This is a genomic window from Mesorhizobium sp. M1348 (assembly GCF_040317925.1).
Classification (GTDB): Bacteria; Pseudomonadota; Alphaproteobacteria; order Rhizobiales; family Rhizobiaceae; genus Mesorhizobium.
The window spans coordinates 122,515-139,603 of sequence record NZ_JAMYLH010000010.1 but is presented as its reverse complement, the minus strand read 5'-3'; the positions used below and the strand labels follow the sequence as shown (position 1 = coordinate 139,603).

The 17,089-nt window shown below is 60.7% G+C and carries 18 protein-coding genes and 1 pseudogene; 16 read left to right on the top strand and 3 right to left on the bottom strand.

Annotated elements, in window-relative coordinates:
* From fba to gph, 7 genes are all read left to right on the top strand, one after another.
* Positions 1–1,080 (top strand): class II fructose-bisphosphate aldolase, encoded by a 1,080-nt coding sequence (fba, locus tag NKH13_RS18770; RefSeq protein ID WP_352507750.1) that lies wholly within the window; start codon positions 1–3, stop codon positions 1,078–1,080.
* 21 nt (positions 1,081–1,101) lie between these two features.
* Positions 1,102–2,595, top strand: a complete 1,494-nt coding sequence (locus tag NKH13_RS18765) for a ribulose-bisphosphate carboxylase large subunit (protein ID WP_502909198.1) — start codon at positions 1,102–1,104, stop codon at positions 2,593–2,595.
* A gap of 18 nt (positions 2,596–2,613) precedes the next feature.
* Positions 2,614–3,048: a ribulose bisphosphate carboxylase small subunit gene (locus NKH13_RS18760; protein WP_352718837.1), complete on the top strand. Its 435-nt coding sequence runs from the start codon at positions 2,614–2,616 to the stop codon at positions 3,046–3,048.
* 8 nt (positions 3,049–3,056) lie between these two features.
* Complete coding sequence (cbbX, locus tag NKH13_RS18755; RefSeq protein WP_352718836.1) at positions 3,057–3,995, top strand: CbbX protein; 939 nt, start codon at positions 3,057–3,059, stop codon at positions 3,993–3,995.
* A 62-nt stretch (positions 3,996–4,057) separates the two neighbouring features.
* A complete protein-coding gene (gene rpe / locus NKH13_RS18750) occupies positions 4,058–4,744 on the top strand; it encodes a ribulose-phosphate 3-epimerase (RefSeq protein WP_352718835.1) in 687 nt (228 codons plus the stop codon).
* A 22-nt stretch (positions 4,745–4,766) separates the two neighbouring features.
* Complete coding sequence (locus NKH13_RS18745) at positions 4,767–5,324, top strand: thioredoxin family protein (protein WP_352516571.1); 558 nt, start codon at positions 4,767–4,769, stop codon at positions 5,322–5,324.
* Positions 5,321–6,022, top strand: a complete 702-nt coding sequence (gene gph, locus NKH13_RS18740) for a phosphoglycolate phosphatase (protein WP_352718834.1) — start codon at positions 5,321–5,323, stop codon at positions 6,020–6,022. Before NKH13_RS18745 ends, gph begins: the two co-directional genes overlap by 4 nt.
* A 66-nt stretch (positions 6,023–6,088) precedes the next feature.
* On the opposite strand, the gene NKH13_RS18735 is transcribed toward gph, so the two are convergent.
* Positions 6,089–6,469, bottom strand: coding sequence for a c-type cytochrome (locus tag NKH13_RS18735; RefSeq protein WP_352516570.1), 381 nt, complete (start codon positions 6,467–6,469; stop codon positions 6,089–6,091).
* A gap of 499 nt (positions 6,470–6,968) precedes the next feature.
* Here NKH13_RS18735 and NKH13_RS18730 point away from each other — a divergent pair, with 499 nt between their 5' ends.
* The gene (locus tag NKH13_RS18730; protein WP_352718833.1) at positions 6,969–7,313 is read left to right on the top strand and encodes a hypothetical protein; all 345 of its coding nucleotides are present in this window, start codon (positions 6,969–6,971) and stop codon (positions 7,311–7,313) included.
* 206 nt (positions 7,314–7,519) lie between these two features.
* Here NKH13_RS18730 and NKH13_RS18725 read toward each other — a convergent pair whose 3' ends face one another.
* Entirely contained in the window at positions 7,520–7,870 is a 351-nt protein-coding gene (locus NKH13_RS18725) for a hypothetical protein (RefSeq protein WP_352718832.1), read from the bottom strand.
* A gap of 798 nt (positions 7,871–8,668) precedes the next feature.
* On the opposite strand from NKH13_RS18725, the gene NKH13_RS18720 reads away from it, so the two are divergent.
* The 8 genes and pseudogenes from NKH13_RS18720 (at position 8,669) to pqqE (ending at position 16,098) form a co-directional block, all read left to right on the top strand.
* On the top strand, positions 8,669–10,444 hold the full coding sequence (locus NKH13_RS18720) for a methanol/ethanol family PQQ-dependent dehydrogenase (RefSeq protein ID WP_502909203.1): 1,776 nt from the start codon (positions 8,669–8,671) through the stop codon (positions 10,442–10,444).
* 155 nt (positions 10,445–10,599) lie between these two features.
* On the top strand, positions 10,600–11,124 hold the full coding sequence (locus NKH13_RS18715; RefSeq protein WP_352913624.1) for a c-type cytochrome, methanol metabolism-related: 525 nt from the start codon (positions 10,600–10,602) through the stop codon (positions 11,122–11,124).
* Between the two features lies 1 nt (position 11,125).
* On the top strand, positions 11,126–11,989 hold the full coding sequence (locus NKH13_RS18710; protein WP_352913621.1) for a substrate-binding domain-containing protein: 864 nt from the start codon (positions 11,126–11,128) through the stop codon (positions 11,987–11,989).
* 38 nt (positions 11,990–12,027) lie between these two features.
* A pseudogene (locus tag NKH13_RS18705) lies at positions 12,028–12,585 on the top strand (PQQ-dependent catabolism-associated CXXCW motif protein).
* Positions 12,586–12,993: 408 nt separating this feature from the next.
* Positions 12,994–13,932, top strand: a complete 939-nt coding sequence (pqqB, locus tag NKH13_RS18700) for a pyrroloquinoline quinone biosynthesis protein PqqB (RefSeq protein ID WP_352913616.1) — start codon at positions 12,994–12,996, stop codon at positions 13,930–13,932.
* Positions 13,929–14,687 carry a pyrroloquinoline-quinone synthase PqqC gene (pqqC, locus tag NKH13_RS18695; protein ID WP_352913613.1) on the top strand — a complete coding sequence of 253 codons (759 nt, stop codon included), beginning with the start codon at positions 13,929–13,931 and terminating at the stop codon, positions 14,685–14,687. Before pqqB ends, pqqC begins: the two co-directional genes overlap by 4 nt.
* Positions 14,684–14,980: a pyrroloquinoline quinone biosynthesis peptide chaperone PqqD gene (gene pqqD, locus NKH13_RS18690; protein ID WP_352913610.1), complete on the top strand. Its 297-nt coding sequence runs from the start codon at positions 14,684–14,686 to the stop codon at positions 14,978–14,980. Before pqqC ends, pqqD begins: the two co-directional genes overlap by 4 nt.
* Positions 14,977–16,098 carry a pyrroloquinoline quinone biosynthesis protein PqqE gene (gene pqqE / locus NKH13_RS18685; RefSeq protein ID WP_352913608.1) on the top strand — a complete coding sequence of 374 codons (1,122 nt, stop codon included), beginning with the start codon at positions 14,977–14,979 and terminating at the stop codon, positions 16,096–16,098. The genes pqqD and pqqE overlap by 4 nt, the downstream gene beginning before the upstream one ends.
* Before the next feature lie 21 nt (positions 16,099–16,119).
* Here pqqE and fghA read toward each other — a convergent pair whose 3' ends face one another.
* Positions 16,120–16,971 carry an S-formylglutathione hydrolase gene (gene fghA, locus NKH13_RS18680; protein ID WP_352913606.1) on the bottom strand — a complete coding sequence of 284 codons (852 nt, stop codon included), beginning with the start codon at positions 16,969–16,971 and terminating at the stop codon, positions 16,120–16,122.
* Positions 16,972–17,089 lie beyond the last annotated feature (118 nt).

Below are 17,089 nucleotides of genomic sequence, written 5' to 3'. Positions count from 1 at the left end.
ATGGCCCGCATCACCCTTCGCCAGCTTCTCGACCATGCCGCCGAGCACGGCTACGGGGTGCCGGCATTCAACATCAACAACATGGAACAGGGCCTCGCCATCATGGAGGCCGCCAGGGCCTGCGATGCGCCGGTCATCATCCAGGCCTCGCGCGGCGCCCGTTCCTATGCCAATGACATCATGCTGGCCAAGATGATGGAGGCGTTGACCGAAATCCATCCGGCCATTCCGCTATGCATCCATCAGGATCACGGCAACAACGAAGCCACCTGCCTGTCGGCGATCCGCCACGGCTTCACCTCGGTGATGATGGACGGGTCGCTGATGGCGGACGCCAAGACCCCGGCGAGCTACGATTACAACGTCGCCATCACCGAACGTGTCGCGCGCATGGCGCATTGGGTCGGCGCCTCGGTCGAAGGCGAGCTCGGCGTGCTCGGCTCGCTGGAAACCGGCCAGGGCGAGGCCGAGGACGGGCACGGCGCCGAAGGTGCGCTTTCCCACGACCAGCTTTTGACCGATCCCGATCAGGCGGTCGACTTCGTGACCGCCACCCGGGTCGACGCGCTGGCGATCGCCTGCGGTACCTCGCACGGCGCCTACAAATTCAGCCGCAAGCCCGACGGCGGCATCCTGGCCATGCAGGTGATCGAGGCGATCCACGAAAAGCTGCCCAACACGCATCTGGTCATGCACGGGTCTTCCTCCGTGCCGCAAGAACTGCAGGACATCATCAACAACTATGGCGGCGAGATGCCCCAGACCTTTGGCGTCCCGGTCGAGGAAATCGAGCGCGGCATCCGCTACGGCGTGCGCAAGGTCAACATCGACACCGATTGCCGAATGGCCATGGCCGGGCAGTTCCGCCGCGTCGCGACGGAGGACCCGCGCGAATTCGATCCGCGTAAATTCCTGAAACCCGCAATGGACGCCCTGCGCGACCTTTGCCGCGATCGCTTCGAACGCTTCGGCACCGCAGGCCACGCGTCGAAGATCAGGGTGATCGCCATGGATGAGATGGCGAAACGTTACGCCGCAGGAAAGCTAGACCCCCATATCGCAACCGCGAAAGCCGCCTGAGCGGCAAACAGGAGACCTGCCATGAACAAGATCGACATGCAGTCAGCAGGCACGCTCAAGGAAGGCAAGGAACGCTACCGGTCGGGCGTCATCCCCTACAAGAAGATGGGCTACTGGGAGCCGGACTACCGGCCCAAGGAGACCGACCTGATCGCCATGTTTCGGATCACGCCGCAGCCCGGCGTCGACCACGAGGAGGCGGCCGCCGCCATCGCCGGTGAATCCTCTACCGCGACATGGACCGTGGTGTGGACCGACAGGCTGACCGCCTGCGAGCTCTACCGCGCCAAGGCGTTCAAATCCGAGCCGGTGCCGAACACAGGTCCAGGCACCAGGATCGAGCAGCAGTACTTCGCCTATATTGCCTACGACCTCGACCTGTTCGAGCCAGGCTCCATCGCCAACCTGACTGCATCGATCATCGGCAACGTGTTCGGCTTCAAGGCCGTCAAGGCCTTGCGGCTCGAGGACATGCGCATCCCGGTGGCTTACCTCAAGACATTCCAGGGCCCGGCGACCGGCATCGTGGTGGAACGCGAGCGGCTCGACAAGTTCGGCCGGCCGCTGCTCGGCGCGACGACGAAGCCGAAGCTTGGCCTATCAGGTCGCAACTACGGCCGCGTCGTCTACGAGGCGCTGAAGGGTGGCCTCGACTTCGTCAAGGACGACGAGAACATCAACTCGCAGCCCTTCATGCACTGGCGCGACCGTTTCCTCTACTGCATGGAGGCTGTGAACAAGGCGTCGGCCGCCACCGGCGAAGTCAAGGGCCATTATCTCAACGTCACCGCCGGCACGATGGAGGAGATGTACGAGCGCGCCGAATTTGCAAAACAGCTTGGCTCCTGCATCGTCATGATCGACCTCGTCATTGGCTATACGGCGATCCAGTCGATGGCCAAGTGGGCACGCCGCAACGACATGATCCTGCACCTGCACCGGGCCGGCAACTCGACCTATTCGCGCCAGAAGAACCACGGCATGAATTTTCGTGTCATCTGCAAATGGATGCGGATGGCCGGCGTCGATCACATCCATGCCGGCACGGTGGTCGGCAAGCTGGAAGGCGACCCGCTTATGATCAAGGGGTTTTATGACACGCTGCGCGAGGAGCGCACGCCGCAGAACCTCGAAACCGGGCTGTTCTTCGATCAGGACTGGGCCTCGCTCAACAAGGTGATGCCCGTCGCCTCCGGTGGCATCCATGCCGGCCAGATGCACCAGTTGATCCATTATCTCGGCGAGGACGTCATCCTGCAGTTCGGCGGCGGCACGATCGGTCATCCGGACGGCATCCAGGCCGGCGCGACGGCCAATCGCGTCGCGTTGGAGGCGATGATCCTCGCCCGCAACGAGGGCCGCGACTATCTGCGCGAAGGGACCAAAATCCTCGAACAGGCGGCCAGATGGTGCACGCCGCTCAAGGCGGCCTTGGAGACGTGGAAGGACGTCACCTTCAACTACGAATCGACAGACACGGCCGACTTTGTGCCAACCGCAACGCCGAACTTCTAGACGAAAGGAACCTTCGCCATGATGACCAATCCCGGAAACAAGGTCACGCAGGGACAGTTTTCGTTCCTGCCCGAGCTGACCGATGAGCAGATTTCGGCGCAGATCAAATACGCGCTGAAAAACCACTGGGCGGTCAGCGTCGAGTACACGGACGATCCGCATCCGCGAAACACCTATTGGGAAATGTACGGCAACCCGATGTTCGACCTGAGGGACCCGGCGGGCATCCTGCTTGAAATCAACAATTGCCGGAAAGCCATGCCCAACATGTATGTCCGGGTCACCGCCTTCGACTCGACCAAGGGCTGGGAAGCGCCGCGCATGTCATTCATCGTCAACCGGCCGCCCCATGAACCCGGGTTCCGGCTGCTGCGCCAGGAGCGTGACGGGCGCAGCCAGGGCTATTCGATCGTGCCTTACGCGACCGACAGGCCCGAAGGCGAGCGGAGCTAGGCGAAACCATGCTGGACGCGATAGCAAAGGGCGCTGCCGTGCCGGGCGAAACGGTTGATCTGCAGGCCGAGTTCGAGGCATCCAACATCGACGAGGTGATGGAAAAGCTCGACCGCGAACTCGTTGGCCTGAAACCCGTCAAGAACCGCATCCGCGAGATCGCCGCGCTGCTCCTGGTCGACCGGCTTCGTCGCAAGTTCGGGCTGATCGCGGGCGCGCCGACGCTGCACATGAACTTTACGGGAAATCCCGGTACCGGAAAGACCACCGTGGCGCTCAGAATGGCGGAAATCCTGCATCGTCTCGGCTATGTCCGCGAAGGGCACATGGTCGCGGTGACGCGCGACGATCTCGTCGGCCAGTATGTGGGCCACACCGCGCCCAAAACCCGCGACGTGATCAAGCGCGCCATGGGCGGGGTGCTTTTCATCGACGAGGCCTACTATCTCTACAAGCCAGAGAACGAACGCGACTACGGCCAGGAATCGATCGAAATCCTGCTGCAATGCATGGAAAACAACCGTGACGATCTGGTTGTGATTCTTGCCGGCTACAAGGACAAGATGGACCGCTTCTTCGACAGCAATCCCGGCATGCGCTCGCGCATCGCCCATCACCTCGATTTTCCCGACTACGGCGTCAGCGAACTCAAATCGATCGCCGAGATCATGCTGGCGGAACAGAATTACCGTCTCAGCGAAGCGGCGGCCAAGGCGCTCGAAGAGTATCTCCCGATCCGCATGCGGCTGCCGCATTTCTCCAACGCTCGATCGGTTCGCAATGGCCTCGACCGGGCGCGGCTTCGCCAGGCCAGCCGGCTTTTCGCATCGCGCGACCGGGCGTTGACGAAAATCGACCTTATCACCATCGAGGAATCCGATATTCGCGGCAGCCGCGTATTCGCGGAAGGTAAGCTCGAAGGCGAACCGGAGACGAAGACGCGCTGACGAGACGACGCCGATTGGTGTGCAGCGACCGGAAACGGACGACAGAATGGGAGCCGACGACCATGGATACTACGACAATCATCGCGCCTTCGGTGCTTTCCGCGGACTTCTCGCGGCTTGGCGACGAGGTCGAAGCGGTCGTCCGGGCGGGTGCCGATTGGATCCATCTCGATGTGATGGATGGTCATTTCGTGCCCAACATCACCTTCGGTCCGCCGGTGGTCAAGGCGATCCGTAATCGAACGGACAAGGTCTTCGACTGCCACCTGATGATCGCGCCGGCCGACGCCTATCTCGGCGCCTTCGCCGATGCCGGTTGCGACATCATTACAGTGCATGCCGAGGCCGGACCGCATCTCGACCGTTCGCTGCAGGCAATCAGAAATCTCGGCAAGAAGGCCGGCGTGTCGCTGAACCCGTCAACGCCGGAAAGCGTCATCGAATATGTGCTCGACCGGCTCGATCTGGTGCTTTTGATGACGGTCAATCCGGGCTTCGGCGGCCAGGCCTTCATTGCGGCAGTCGTCGACAAGGTCAGGCGTGTCAAGGCGTTGGTCGGCCATCGTCCGATCGACATACAGATCGACGGCGGCGTCACGCCCGAAACCGCTCCGCTGGTCACCGCGGCCGGCGCCAATGTGCTGGTCGCCGGCTCGGCCATCTTTAAGGGCGGCACCCAGGCGGCCTATTGCGCCAATATCGGCGCCATCAGGCAGGCGGCCGACGGGGCGATCCGGAAAGCTGCATGAACCGTTTCATCGGAGGGCAAATATGGCGGCAATTCCACCTGTCTGCGATTTCGGCTGGCGAGCCATCGACGCCGTTTTGCCTGGCGTCGACGGCCCATCGCATTCGATCTTAAGCCACGCCGGCCCGAACGGGCTGGTGGTGGCCTTCATCTGCAACCACTGCCCCTATGTGAAGGCGGTGATTTCACGCATGGTGCGCGACGCCAACGACCTCAAGGCCGAAGGCATCGGCTTTGTCGCGATCAACTCAAACGATGCCGGGGCCTATCCGGATGATTCCTTCGACAATATGAAGCTCTTCGCCAGCACGAACGGCTTCACTTTCCCCTATCTCCACGACGAGCGCCAGACGGTGGCGCGTGCCTACGGAGCCGTGTGCACCCCGGATTTCTTCGGGCTCAACAGCGAGTTGACGCTGCAATATCGCGGCCGGCTTGACGCGTCGCGACGCGACGCCGAATCGCCCGGGCTGAGGCGCGACCTGTTCGAGGCGATGAAGCAGGTTGCCCGAACCGGCGACGGACCGCTCGACCAGATCGCTTCGATCGGCTGTTCGATCAAGTGGAAGGGTGCTGCATGAACGTCGGCGCAGGCAGGCCGTTTCGCTCGCCCAAGGCGATCCTGTTCGATCTCGACGGTACGCTGGTCGATTCGGCGCCTGATATAACGGCCGCCGTCAACGAATTGCTGGCCGGCCGCGATCTGCCGCCGCTGCGCCTGGATCAGGTCAAGTCCATGATCGGCGGCGGCATCAGGAAACTGGTCGAACGAGCCTTCGCGGCTTCCGGCACGCCGCTCCTCGGCAGCGCGCTCGATGAGGCCAACCGCGTCATGGCGCCGATCTATCGCAGGCATCTGACCGGCCGGACGAGGCTGATGCCTGGCGTCAGGGAGGTTCTCACGCACTTGCATTTGAGCGGAATAGCCATGGGCGTGGTGACCAACAAGCCGCAGTTGGCGGCTCGCGAAATCCTGCTCCATTTTGGGCTGACGGAATATCTCGGCGCGATCGTCGGCGGAGACGCGGTGACATACTTGAAACCGGCACCAGACGCGCTGTTGCTGGCGCTCGACCAGCTTCAGGTCGAACCTCGTGACACGCTGATGGTCGGAGACAGCAGCGCCGACGTGGCCGCCGCCCGCGCCGCCGGCATGGCAGTCATTCTGCTGCGTGGCGGATACAGCCAAATTCCCGTTGAAGAGCTTGGCGCCGACCTCGTTTGCGACAGCCTGTTCGATATGCCGTCTGCGATGCAGAGGCTGCAAGACGCTGCGTGACCTCAAGCGCAATGCCCAGGCCAACGCCGGCCGGGCGCAGTCCAAATGGCCGGCGGAAGTACCGCGTTATTTGGAGAATTGCTTCAGGTAGGCAATGACATTGGCGATGTCCTCGTCTTTCTTGAGGCCGACAAACGCCATCTTCGTTCCTTTGACCATCGCTTTCGGATCGTGAAGGTAGGTGGTCAACGTGGCCTCATCCCATTTGACGCCGGACTTGCCGGCCTCGGTCATCGCCTTGGAATAGCTGAACCCTGGATGCGTCCCGGCCGTTCGGCCGATGACGCCGTTCAAGGACGGACCGATCTTGTTCTGGTCCTTGTCTGCCACGTGGCAGACCTTGCATTTGGCGAAGACCTTCTCACCCGCCGCGGCATCCTGTGCCTGAGACTGGGTAGTGACAAAGGTGGCGACGGACACGGCGGCGAAAAATGCGACTGCGCGCATGGCATTTCCTCATTGATCGTGTGAGTGCCCCGGACAATTTACGCGTGTCGATGCCTTGACCGCCGGCATCCCCGTTTACGCCGGAGAGCAAACGTTCGTCCTTCCTCCCCGGACTGGCAGCACCTGCACGCCTCGAAAAGCTAGACTGCCGATGACGGAAGTCAATCGTACAAAGGTCCTGTTTCGTTTCCCGACTGCGCGAAGGGGAAGTGCGCAGCGACACGCGGTTCACATTATTGACGCCTATTGGCCGAGCGCGTAGCCTCACTCCAACCGGTTTGCTGTTTGGGCACCTTCAGGAATCCGCTGCAACTCCAAAGCACGAACTCTGGAGAGTTCGCCGCGCAGGCGACGATAAGTGCCAAATGGACATGGTCGATCTCATATTAACGGTGTGCCTTAGCGCCAATCCGGGCAATTGCCGAGATGAACATGTCTATTTCGAGAGCCGCGGCTCTCTGTTCCAATGCATGTTCCTGGCGCCTGCCGAGATCGCAAAATGGTCTCAGGAACATCCGAGGCTCAAGGTCGTGCGCTGGAAATGTGCCTTTCCGAGCAAGGAACGAGCGATTTGATCGGCATTCCTGGTTCGCATGTTCGACGTAAGATTGCCGCGGCAACATCGCAATCCACAGGTGATGAGCGACCTTTTGCGGTCATTCCAGCAAAAATTTCCGGATGTGGCCTGATCGCCTTGCCGTTCGGAATGCATATCGGAGGAGACATGCCGATCGACAGGGTACGACGCAAGCTTGTGAACGGCTTCGCCTGCACCGCGGTCAGCGCCGCGGTGCTGCCTTTGTTGCCTCGGGCGGACCGCTCTCGCCGCTGCCGGCGGCCTTGAATTCAAGATCAGGAAAGTCGCCGACAACGTCTTTGCTTTCCAGGACGTGGACGAATTGATCACGGCGGATGGCAAAGGCGAAATCCGTGCGGAGGCGACAGACACGGATGGCAAGGTATCACGGATGGCAAGGTATTTCGCGGCCATCGGCCGATGGAAACAGCGGGACTGTGAGGCGCACGGCCACGCGTGCCTGTTCCGCCTGACTAAAAGCAACGTATGTCAGCTTCCGCCTGCGCGCGTTTCAGTTCCGTGCGCGCCGCCTTCGCCGGCGCGCTTTCGCGAAACAACCCTGCCGCCTCCCCTGTCGTCAACGACATGCTTTTGAAGGTCTCCGCCCTCTCATAGTGATCGTAAGGAAGGATCGAGGCAATAACATCGATCGAGCAGGAACAGCTTTCAAGCGCCTGACGTGTCTGGCCATTTGTTTGCATGCAGCCGAGCACGTAGTCGGCAATCGTTGCCGTCGGGTAGTCTCCCGCGGCATTGGCCGAGTTCGCAAAGGCCAGCGCCGCAAAGGCCACCGGCAAGGTGAGAGATCCAACAGACCTTATCATGAGGAACCTCCAGTTGGCCTGGACACCATGCATCCAGACGGGATCATCGCTCCAATTGGCGACGTGCCGCAAAGCCAGTCAAGCTCCCATGGCCTGCGTATAGGACCAAAGGAGGAATGCCCTATCGGCCGACAAGAGCCAGCTTCATGACCCGCTGTGCACCCCCCTTCTCGCGTTCATTTCATGCTTCGCCCACTATCGGCAGGCAGCGAGATGCACGCATACTTACTCCGAGGTGCCTCGTAGAATATATCGAAATAAAGTTAAATGTGTATCACCTTGAGAATACGGGAACAATATGGTTGCTATATATGTCGCGGCTGGAGGCTCATCTGCTTAATAGTTTTTCACAAGACGCTTCTTTTAATTGTTTCTGAATATTGCACCGCACCATAATCGATATTGCAGCGCAACGATGCATTGTAGGTTTTTGCTTGCCTGGCCTTTTACGATGACATAGCTTTTTCCTGTTTCCGGCTTCAAGAGCGCCACCGTCATCAGGGAGCGGCGGCAGTCTTTCGAAGACCAAGGGGGGCGGGCGGTAACGGTGCCCTCTGCTTCGGGGTAGGTCGTGACAGCTGCCGGAAAATAACTTCCCAACATGAATTGCTTGGGCAAGCCCTTGTGGGGCTTGACGGTCGATTCTTCACTGTGAACCCGGGAGGATTTTGGATGCGTGTACTTGCGAAAACTACCTACATTCTGACGACCGCGGCGTTTTTATCGCTCGGCGCTGCCTATACGGCTTCGGCCAATGAAGACCTTGCAAAGCTCGCATCGGATGCGAAGAACTGGGCGATGCAGACGGGTGACTACGCCAACACCCGCTATTCCAAACTCAACCAGATCACTGCCGACAATGTGAAAAACCTGCAGGTCAAATGGAGCTTTTCCACCGGCGTGCTGCGTGGTCACGAAGGCGGGCCGCTAATCATCGGCGACGTGATGTATGTCCACACGCCTTTCCCAAACAACGTCTATGCTCTGGACCTCAAGAACGACGGCAAGATCCTCTGGAAATACGAGCCCAAGCAGGACACGAACGTCATTCCGATCATGTGCTGCGACACGGTCAATCGCGGTGTCGCCTATGGCGACGGCAAGATCATTCTCAACCAGGCCGACACCACCGTCGTCGCGCTCGATGCCAAGACCGGCAAGGTCGTGTGGTCTGTCAAGAACGGCGACCAGACCGACGGCGGAAAGGGCGAATCCGGCACGTCGGCACCCGTAGTCATCAAGGACAAGGTGCTCGTGGGCGTCTCCGGTGCTGAATTCGGTGTTCGCGGCTGGCTGGCCGCCTACAATCTGAAAGACGGCAAGCTCGCCTGGAAAGCCTATTCGGAAGGTCCTGATGCAGACACCCTTCTCGATCCTGAGAAGACGACCCATCTCGGCAAGCCTGTCGGAAAGGATTCCGGCACGAACACCTGGGAAGGCGAACAGTGGAAGACGGGCGGCGGCACGACATGGGGATGGTATTCCTATGATCCCAAGCTGAACCTCGTCTACTACGGCACCGGCAATCCCTCGACGTGGAACCCGGTCCAGCGCCCAGGCGACAATCGCTGGTCCATGACAATCATGGCTCGCGATGCGGATACCGGTGTTGCCAAATGGCTCTACCAAATGACCCCGCATGACGAGTGGGACTATGACGGCATCAACGAGATGATTCTCGTCGATGGCATGGAGGTCAACGGCGCCAAGCACGACGTGCTGGTGCATTTCGACCGCAACGGCTTTGCCTACACAATGGATCGAGCCACCGGCGAACTTCTCGTCGCCAAAAAATACGATCCGGCAGTGAACTGGGCGACGGAAGTCAACATGGATCCCAAGAGCGACCAGTATGGCCGCCCACAGGTCGTCGCCAAGTATTCGACCCAGCAGAACGGCGAAGACACCAACTCGACCGGAATCTGCCCGGCCGCGCTTGGAACCAAGGACCAGCAGCCGGCCGCCTACTCGCCGAAGACCGGGTTGTTCTACGTGCCGACCAACCATGTCTGCATGGACTATGAGCCTTACAAAGTGAGCTACACCGCCGGTCAGCCCTATGTGGGCGCTACCGTGTCGATGTATGCGGCGCCTGGCGGTGACGGTAACATGGGCAACTTCATTGCCTGGGATGCAGCCAAGGGTGAGATCGTCTGGTCGAAGCCCGAGCAGTTCTCGGTGTGGTCGGGGGCGTTGGCGACCGATGGCGACGTCGTCTTCTACGGTACCCTCGAAGGTTACATCAAGGCGGTCGATAAGGACGGCAAGGAACTGTACAAGTTCAAGACCCCGTCCGGCATCATCGGCAACATCACGACCTATGAACATGACGGCAAGCAGTACGTCGCCGTTCTGTCCGGCGTCGGTGGATGGGCCGGTATCGGTCTGGCAGGTGGGCTGCTTTCGCCCGATAACGCCGCTGCCTGGCATGGTGCCGTTGATCAGGGCCGTGCGCAGGGCGACCAGACCGCAGTCGTTGGAACCGCCGGTCTGGGTGCTGTCGGCGGTTACGCTGCACTTGCCGACTATACGACGCTGGGCGGCCAGCTCACCGTGTTCGGCCTCCCGGACTGATAGCCGGGAAGAGCCTTACGACTAGGTTCGAAAAACGAGAGCCCGGGTCACCCGAAGCCGGGAACCGGGCTCTCGATTGCGCCGCCCACCCAACACCGATCAATGCCGCTGCACGACGGCAGCCAGGGTTTCTGGCAAATGAAGGAAGAGTCTGAATGATCGTTCGCATTGCAGTTTCCGCTCTCGCCCTGGTCCTGCTGCCTCTGGCCAGCTCAAGTCTGGCACGGGCCGAAGACAGCATGGAAAAAGCCAAGGTGGTGAAGCAAGAAGGAGGCAAATATTTAGATGCGGACGGAAATCCGACCTACAAGATCGAAAACGGTACCGTCGATTGGTACACCTTCAGCGGGTATCGCCGGTATCACTCAGATTGCCATGTCTGTCACGGACAGGACGCCACAGGTTCGAGCTATGCGCCTGCCCTGGCTAATAGCCTGAAGAACATGGATTACGCCACGTTCCTGTCGATCGTCGCCGAGGGCCGCAAGAATGTCGGCGGCGGCAAGGAAAATGTCATGCCTGCCTTTGGCGACAACAAGAACGTCTATTGTTACCTGGACGATCTCTACGTCTATCTGCGCGCGCGCGCCGATGGCGCGGCACCCCGCGGCAGGCCGCCCAAGCACGAAAACAAGGCTCAGGCAGCCAAGGATGCCGAAGCATCCTGCATGGGTGGATGATATGACCGGCTGCACTGCATCGAAGCTGCGCGTCGTTCTGCCGATCCTCGGCGCGCTCGCCTTGCTGCCGTCGAATGTTCTGGCACAAAATGCCGGGCTTGGCGCTGCGGGCGAACTGGTCGATCCCGACATTCTGCGCGTCTGCGCAGATCCCTCGAACATGCCCTTTACCGACAAGAACGGCCAAGGCTTCGAAAACAAGCTGGCTGAACTGGTTGCCAAGAAGACGGGGCGGAAATCAGTCGCTTACACGTGGTTTCCCACTGTCACCGGCTTTGTGCGCAACACGCTTGGGGCCAACCGATGCGACATCATCATGGGCTACGCCCAAGGTGATGAACTGGTGCAGAACACCAATGCCTACTATCGCTCCGCCTATGTGCTCGTATACCCGAAAGGCAACGGGATGGAAGGCGTCGAGACGATCGAAGATCCGAAACTTTCCGGCAAGAGAATCGGCGTCGTCGAAAGCACGCCGCCAACCGCCAACATGGCCGCCAACAAGCTTCTGCGGACCGCCAAGATCTACCCGCTGGCGGTGGATACGCGCGTCACCCCTTCCATGGGGGAGGTCATGATCAAGGACATGCTCGCCGGCAAGATCGACGCGGCGGTCCTGTGGGGCCCGATGGCGGGCTACTATGCCAGGGAACTCGGAGCCGACGTCACGATCGTTCCGCTGCTGAAGGAAAAAACCGGCTCGCGCATGTCTTACCGCATCACCATGGGCGTACGTCCGTCCGATCAGGAATGGAAGCGGACGCTCAACCGGGCGATCAGGGAGAACCAGGCGGAGATCATCAAGATCCTGCTGGGTTACAACGTGCCGCTGATCGACGAACATGACAATCCGATCACGCAATAGTTGGGACGGGCCCGGCGGAGGCCAGATTGTGGCAGGCGATGAAAGGAATGGAAGTGGTTTTGCTGCTCACGGTGGGCCTCCTGGGCATTGCGGAGCCGGCATGGGCAGGCGGGGTTGACGAGCCCGCCGGCTACCGGCTGGACGAATACCGGGCACCCGTGCCGGACACGCTGCAGGGCGCGACAGTGGTGACCACGGAGGAGGCGGAAGCGCTGTGGCGAGGGAAAAAGGCAGTCTTTTTCGACGTGATGCCGGACACGCCGAGGCCGACCAATCTGCCGGCAGGAACGATATGGAGAGACAAGGTCAGAAAGGACATTCCAGGCAGCATATGGCTGGCCAACGTGGGATACGGCGCTATTTCGGAGGAGACCGCCAACTACTTTCGCCAAGGCCACGCAGCCGCGGCCGGTACCGACAAATCGCGCGCGATTCTGTTTTATTGCATGACGAATTGCTGGATGTAGTGGAATGCCGCGAAACGGGCAGTCGAGTGGGGCTACAGTTCAGTGATCTGGTATCCGCACGGCGCGGATGGGTGGGAAGGTGCAATTCTTCCGCTGGAGGAGCAAAAACCCTACGCGATGAACAATTGAAGGACCAGAGCTACTTTCGATCTTTTTTCGACTTTTGAAAACCTATTCATTCATTTGTCCATTTTGAAACGTGATGGACGAGCCATTGCTTCGGTGCCCTGCAATGGTTGACTAACGACAGCATCGGCCCCTTCGGGCTGGTAGAAGAGGAGAAATGCTATGAAGAAGAGCTGGACAAAACCGACCATGTGTCAGGTTGCTGCGGGCTTCGAAATTTCGCGGTATCTGCCTGCTGAAATTACTCCCAAGAAGTAGGCCGCAGAGGTGCGTGTCCCTGGCAACAGGGGCACGCATCCCCTTGCCGCATGGGATTTTCGTGAAAGAGTTTGATGCACGCAAAGCGAGCGGGGCGTTTCTTGCGGCCGCAAATTGGCTGCTGGTCAGAGAAGCCGCGGGGCGGGCGTTTTCATGCGCTTAAAAATCATCGGATCGGCCGCTGGCGGCGGCTTCCCGCAATGGAACTGCAATTATCGTCTGAGCCGCGGGGCTCGCGCCGGGGTAGCTGGCGTGCATTCACGAACCCAATCGAGTGTCGCCGTATCGGCGGATGGACTCGGCTGGGTTCTGTTCAACGCCTCGCCCGACATTCGCCAGCAGATCGCGGCAACGCCTGAATTGCAACCCGCGCACGATGCGCCGCTGCGCTCGACACCTATTCGCGCGGTGGTGCTGACCAATGCCGATGTCGATCATGTCGCCGGCCTGCTCAGCCTGCGTGAGCGGCAGCCTTTCGCTATCTATGCAACGACACAGGTTCTGGCGACGCTGGAGGCGAATTCGATTTTCAATGTCCTCGATCCGGCGCTCGTGCCGCGACGCATCTTGCCGCCGGCGCAAGAACTGTCGATCTGCGATGCAGACGGCCACGACACAGGCGTGGCTGTCGAGAGCTTTCCCGTCCCCGGGAAGATAGCCCTCTATCTCGAAGAAAGAGGCCAGCCGGATGCCAATTTCAGCTCCGATGCCGGCGACACGATCGGCGTTCGAATCGCCGGTGCCGGCAGTCGCGGCTCCGTCTTCTACATCCCCGGCTGCGCCCGCATCGATGCGACCCTGTGCACGCGTCTAGCCGATGCCGCATGCCTTCTGTTCGACGGCACGGTCTTCACCGACGACGAGATGATTGCTGCCCGCGTCGGCCAAAAGACCGGTGCGCGTATGGGGCATCTGGCAATGTCGGGAGACGCGGGGTCGATCGCCGGCTTGGCCGATGTGAGGATCGGCCGCCGTGTCTTCGTCCACATCAACAACACCAATCCTGTTCTGGACGAGAATTCTGCCGAGCATGCTGCAGTCAAAGCGGCTGGCTGGGAAGTGGCCCGCGACGGGATGGAGATGCAACTTTGAGTGATTTCCACGACGCAGCCAGCAACGGCCTGTCCTCCAGAGAGCTCGAAGCCGTGCTGCGGCAGGTCGGTGCCGAGCGCTATCACAACCGCCATCCTTTCCATCACAGGATGACCAGCGGTGCGCTGTCGAAGACCGAGATGCAGGCCTGGGCGCTGAACCGCTATTGCTATCAGGCCGTCATTCCACGCAAGGACGCTATGATCCTCGCACATGCCGAGGATCCGGCGTTTCGCGCCGCCTGGCGCAAACGCATCGAGGATCATGACGGCGAGGACGGCTGGAGCGGCGGTATTGCGCGCTGGTTGCACCTGGCGACCTCGCTCGGTCTCGATGCCGGCGCGGTGAAGAGCGAGAGGCTGGCCCTGCCGGCGACACGTTTCGCAGTTGGCGCTTACCTCTCCTTTTGCACGAACCGGACCCTGCTGGAGGCGGTCGCGTCGTCGCTGACCGAGATGTTCTCGCCGCTCATCATCGGCGAGCGGGTACCGGCGATGCTGGCCAGATACGATTATATCACCGAGGACACGCTGGCCTACTTCAGCCGACGGCCCGAACAGGCATCGCGCGACGCCGACTTCGCGCTTGCCTATGTGCTCGAACATGCCGACACGGCGGAACGCCAGCAGCAGGCGATCGATGCACTGGTGTTCAAATGCGATATACTCTGGGCCATGCTCGACGCGCTTCAACACGCCTATGGCGAGCCGGGCAATATCCCGCCCGGCGCCTTCCGTCCGGAGGCAGCCCAATGATAGCACTGCGCGAAAGAGCCATGGTGTCGCCGCAGTCGGTTCCATCGCTGCCGAAGCACGTGCGCATACAGTACGACCCCGTGCGCCAGGCGTTCGCCGTGCTTTCGCCCGAAAAGGTGTTCTGGCCAAACGATATCAGCCTCGACATATTGCGCCGCTGCGATGGGCGGTCCACGGTCGGCCACATCATTGCCGGCCTTGCCGCAGATTATGACGCCGAACAGGAGGCTGTGGCGGCCGATGTCATCGCCTTCCTGCAGGAATGGTCGGACAAGCTGCTGGTGAAGCTATGAGCGAGCCCCCTCTCCCCCCGATCGGCATGCTGGCGGAACTGACGCATCGCTGCCCGCTGCAATGCCCCTATTGCTCCAATCCGCTCGAATTGCTGAAGGCCAATCGCGAACTCGACACGCAGAGCTGGCTCGACCTGTTCTCGCAGGCGGCCGATCTTGGCGTTCTCCAGGTGCATCTGTCCGGCGGTGAACCGACGCTGCGTCGCGATCTCGAGCAATTGATCGCCGGGCTTTCGGCCCGCGGCGTCTACACCAACCTGATCACCGCCGGCGTCGGCATTGCTGATGGCCGCATCGAGGCATTTGCCGAAGCCGGGCTCGACCATCTGCAACTGAGCTTTCAAGGCGCACGACCGGCGACCACCGAGCGCATCGGCAATCACCGGGGCAGCCACGAAAAGAAGCTGGAAACGGCACGGCGCGCTCGCGCGGCCGGCTTGCCGCTTACCATCAACGCGCCGATCCATCGCCACAATATCGAGGAGGTACCGGAATTCATCGATCTGGCCCTTTCGCTGGGTGCGGAGCGTCTCGAGATCGCCAACGTGCAGTACGCCGGCTGGGCGCTGACCAATCGCGATCAACTGATGCCCGAGCGTGCTGACGTCGACCGGCAGGCGGAGATCGTCGCGGCGGCGCGCGAACGGCTCACCGGCATCATGAACATCGATTTCGTCACGCCGGATTATTTCGCCATCTATCCCAAGCCGTGCATGGGCGGCTGGGCGCGCGACGCCTTCATGGTGACGCCGGACGGCACCGTACTGCCATGCCATGCCGCCCAGACCATCCCGTCGCTCAGCTTCGAGCGTTTTGGACCACGCAGCCTGGCCGCGATCTGGACCGAGTCCCCTGCATTTAATGCCTTTCGAGGCACGGACTGGATGCAGGAGCCCTGCCGCAACTGTGAGCGGCGCGAGATCGACTGGGGCGGCTGCCGCTGCCAGGCGATGGCAATCGCCGGCGATGCCGCCGCGACGGACCCGGCTTGCGCGAAATCGCCGATCCATGCGCGCATGGCAATGCTGGTCGACGAAGCCCAGCGCGCTGCGACGGTCCCTTCGAGGGACGAACCATTCGTCTACCGGCGTATCGGCGTCGTCACCGAGCCCGCCTGACTGCCGACCTATTCCTACGGCCTAGGCTCGTGAAAGCCGGTCGGCATGCCACGTCATATGGTCATGCATGAACGTCGAAATGAAAAAATAGGAGTGATCGTATTCGTCCTGCATCCGCAATTTCAACGGAATGCCTGCCTTGGAGCAGGCGTCTTCGAGCAGCCAAGGCCTGAGGCCCTCCTGGAGGAAACCGTCTGACGTTCCCTGATCGACCAGGAATTCCGGGAAACGGTGTCCATCCTCGATGAGCGATGTGGCATCGTAGCGCCGCCACGAGACCTCATCCAGGCCGAGATATTTTTCGAAAGCCGGCTTCGACCAGCCGGCTGTGCTTGGCTGCACGATCGGCGCAAATGCCGAGCAACTCCTGAAACGTGCGGGATTTTTCAGTGCGATCGCCAGCGCGCCATGCCCGCCCATCGAATGGCCGAAGATCGACTGGCGCGCCATATCGGCGGGAAATTCGCGCCCGATTACGGCTGGCAGCTCCTCGACGATATAGGAATACATGCGATAGTTCTTGGCATATGGCTCTTGCGTCGCGTCGAGGTAGAAACCGGCGCCGCTGCCGAACTGCCAATTGTCCTTTTCATCCGGAATGTCGGCACCACGCGGGCTGGTGTCGGGACAGACGACGATCAAGCCAAGTTCGGCGGCAATACGTCTGTATTCGCCTTTTTCCATTACATTCGCATGGGTGCAGTTGAGTCCGGAGAGGTACCACACCACGGGGCAGCGCCTTTCCCGTGCCTGCGGAGGCACGAAAATGGCAAACGTCATTTCGCATGAGCAGCTCGTCGAGAGATGAGAGTAAACATGCTGGGCGCCGCCCTGCGACTTGGCAGTCGAGACGAGTTTCGGGTGCTCTGGCATATATTCTTCTCCGCCAATTTTGACCGCCGACCATAGGCTCTACGACATCGAGGGTGATCGCTGCAACCTTGGTGGACCGGCTGGCGCAGGGCTCTTGATCGGAGCCGGGGATGGCCTG

Excerpts from the sequence above, each read along its gene's own strand:
- NKH13_RS18735 (WP_352516570.1), bottom strand. The coding sequence starts at position 6,469 with ATGCGCGCAGTCGCATTTTTCGCCGCCGTGTCCGTCGCCACCTTTGTC.
- fghA (WP_352913606.1), bottom strand. The coding sequence starts at position 16,971 with ATGCCAGAGCACCCGAAACTCGTCTCGACTGCCAAGTCGCAGGGCGGC.
- pqqB (WP_352913616.1), top strand. The coding sequence starts at position 12,994 with ATGCGCTTAAAAATCATCGGATCGGCCGCTGGCGGCGGCTTCCCGCAA.
- NKH13_RS18760 (WP_352718837.1), top strand. The coding sequence starts at position 2,614 with ATGATGACCAATCCCGGAAACAAGGTCACGCAGGGACAGTTTTCGTTC.
- gph (WP_352718834.1), top strand. The coding sequence starts at position 5,321 with ATGAACGTCGGCGCAGGCAGGCCGTTTCGCTCGCCCAAGGCGATCCTG.
- NKH13_RS18715 (WP_352913624.1), top strand. The coding sequence starts at position 10,600 with ATGATCGTTCGCATTGCAGTTTCCGCTCTCGCCCTGGTCCTGCTGCCT.
- rpe (WP_352718835.1), top strand. The coding sequence starts at position 4,058 with ATGGATACTACGACAATCATCGCGCCTTCGGTGCTTTCCGCGGACTTC.
- NKH13_RS18725 (WP_352718832.1), bottom strand. The coding sequence starts at position 7,870 with ATGATAAGGTCTGTTGGATCTCTCACCTTGCCGGTGGCCTTTGCGGCG.
- NKH13_RS18720 (WP_502909203.1), top strand. The coding sequence starts at position 8,669 with ATGCAGACGGGTGACTACGCCAACACCCGCTATTCCAAACTCAACCAG.
- pqqD (WP_352913610.1), top strand. The coding sequence starts at position 14,684 with ATGATAGCACTGCGCGAAAGAGCCATGGTGTCGCCGCAGTCGGTTCCA.
- pqqE (WP_352913608.1), top strand. The coding sequence starts at position 14,977 with ATGAGCGAGCCCCCTCTCCCCCCGATCGGCATGCTGGCGGAACTGACG.
- NKH13_RS18730 (WP_352718833.1), top strand. The coding sequence starts at position 6,969 with ATGGTCTCAGGAACATCCGAGGCTCAAGGTCGTGCGCTGGAAATGTGC.
- NKH13_RS18745 (WP_352516571.1), top strand. The coding sequence starts at position 4,767 with ATGGCGGCAATTCCACCTGTCTGCGATTTCGGCTGGCGAGCCATCGAC.
- NKH13_RS18765 (WP_502909198.1), top strand. The coding sequence starts at position 1,102 with ATGAACAAGATCGACATGCAGTCAGCAGGCACGCTCAAGGAAGGCAAG.
- cbbX (WP_352718836.1), top strand. The coding sequence starts at position 3,057 with ATGCTGGACGCGATAGCAAAGGGCGCTGCCGTGCCGGGCGAAACGGTT.
- NKH13_RS18710 (WP_352913621.1), top strand. The coding sequence starts at position 11,126 with ATGACCGGCTGCACTGCATCGAAGCTGCGCGTCGTTCTGCCGATCCTC.
- fba (WP_352507750.1), top strand. The coding sequence starts at position 1 with ATGGCCCGCATCACCCTTCGCCAGCTTCTCGACCATGCCGCCGAGCAC.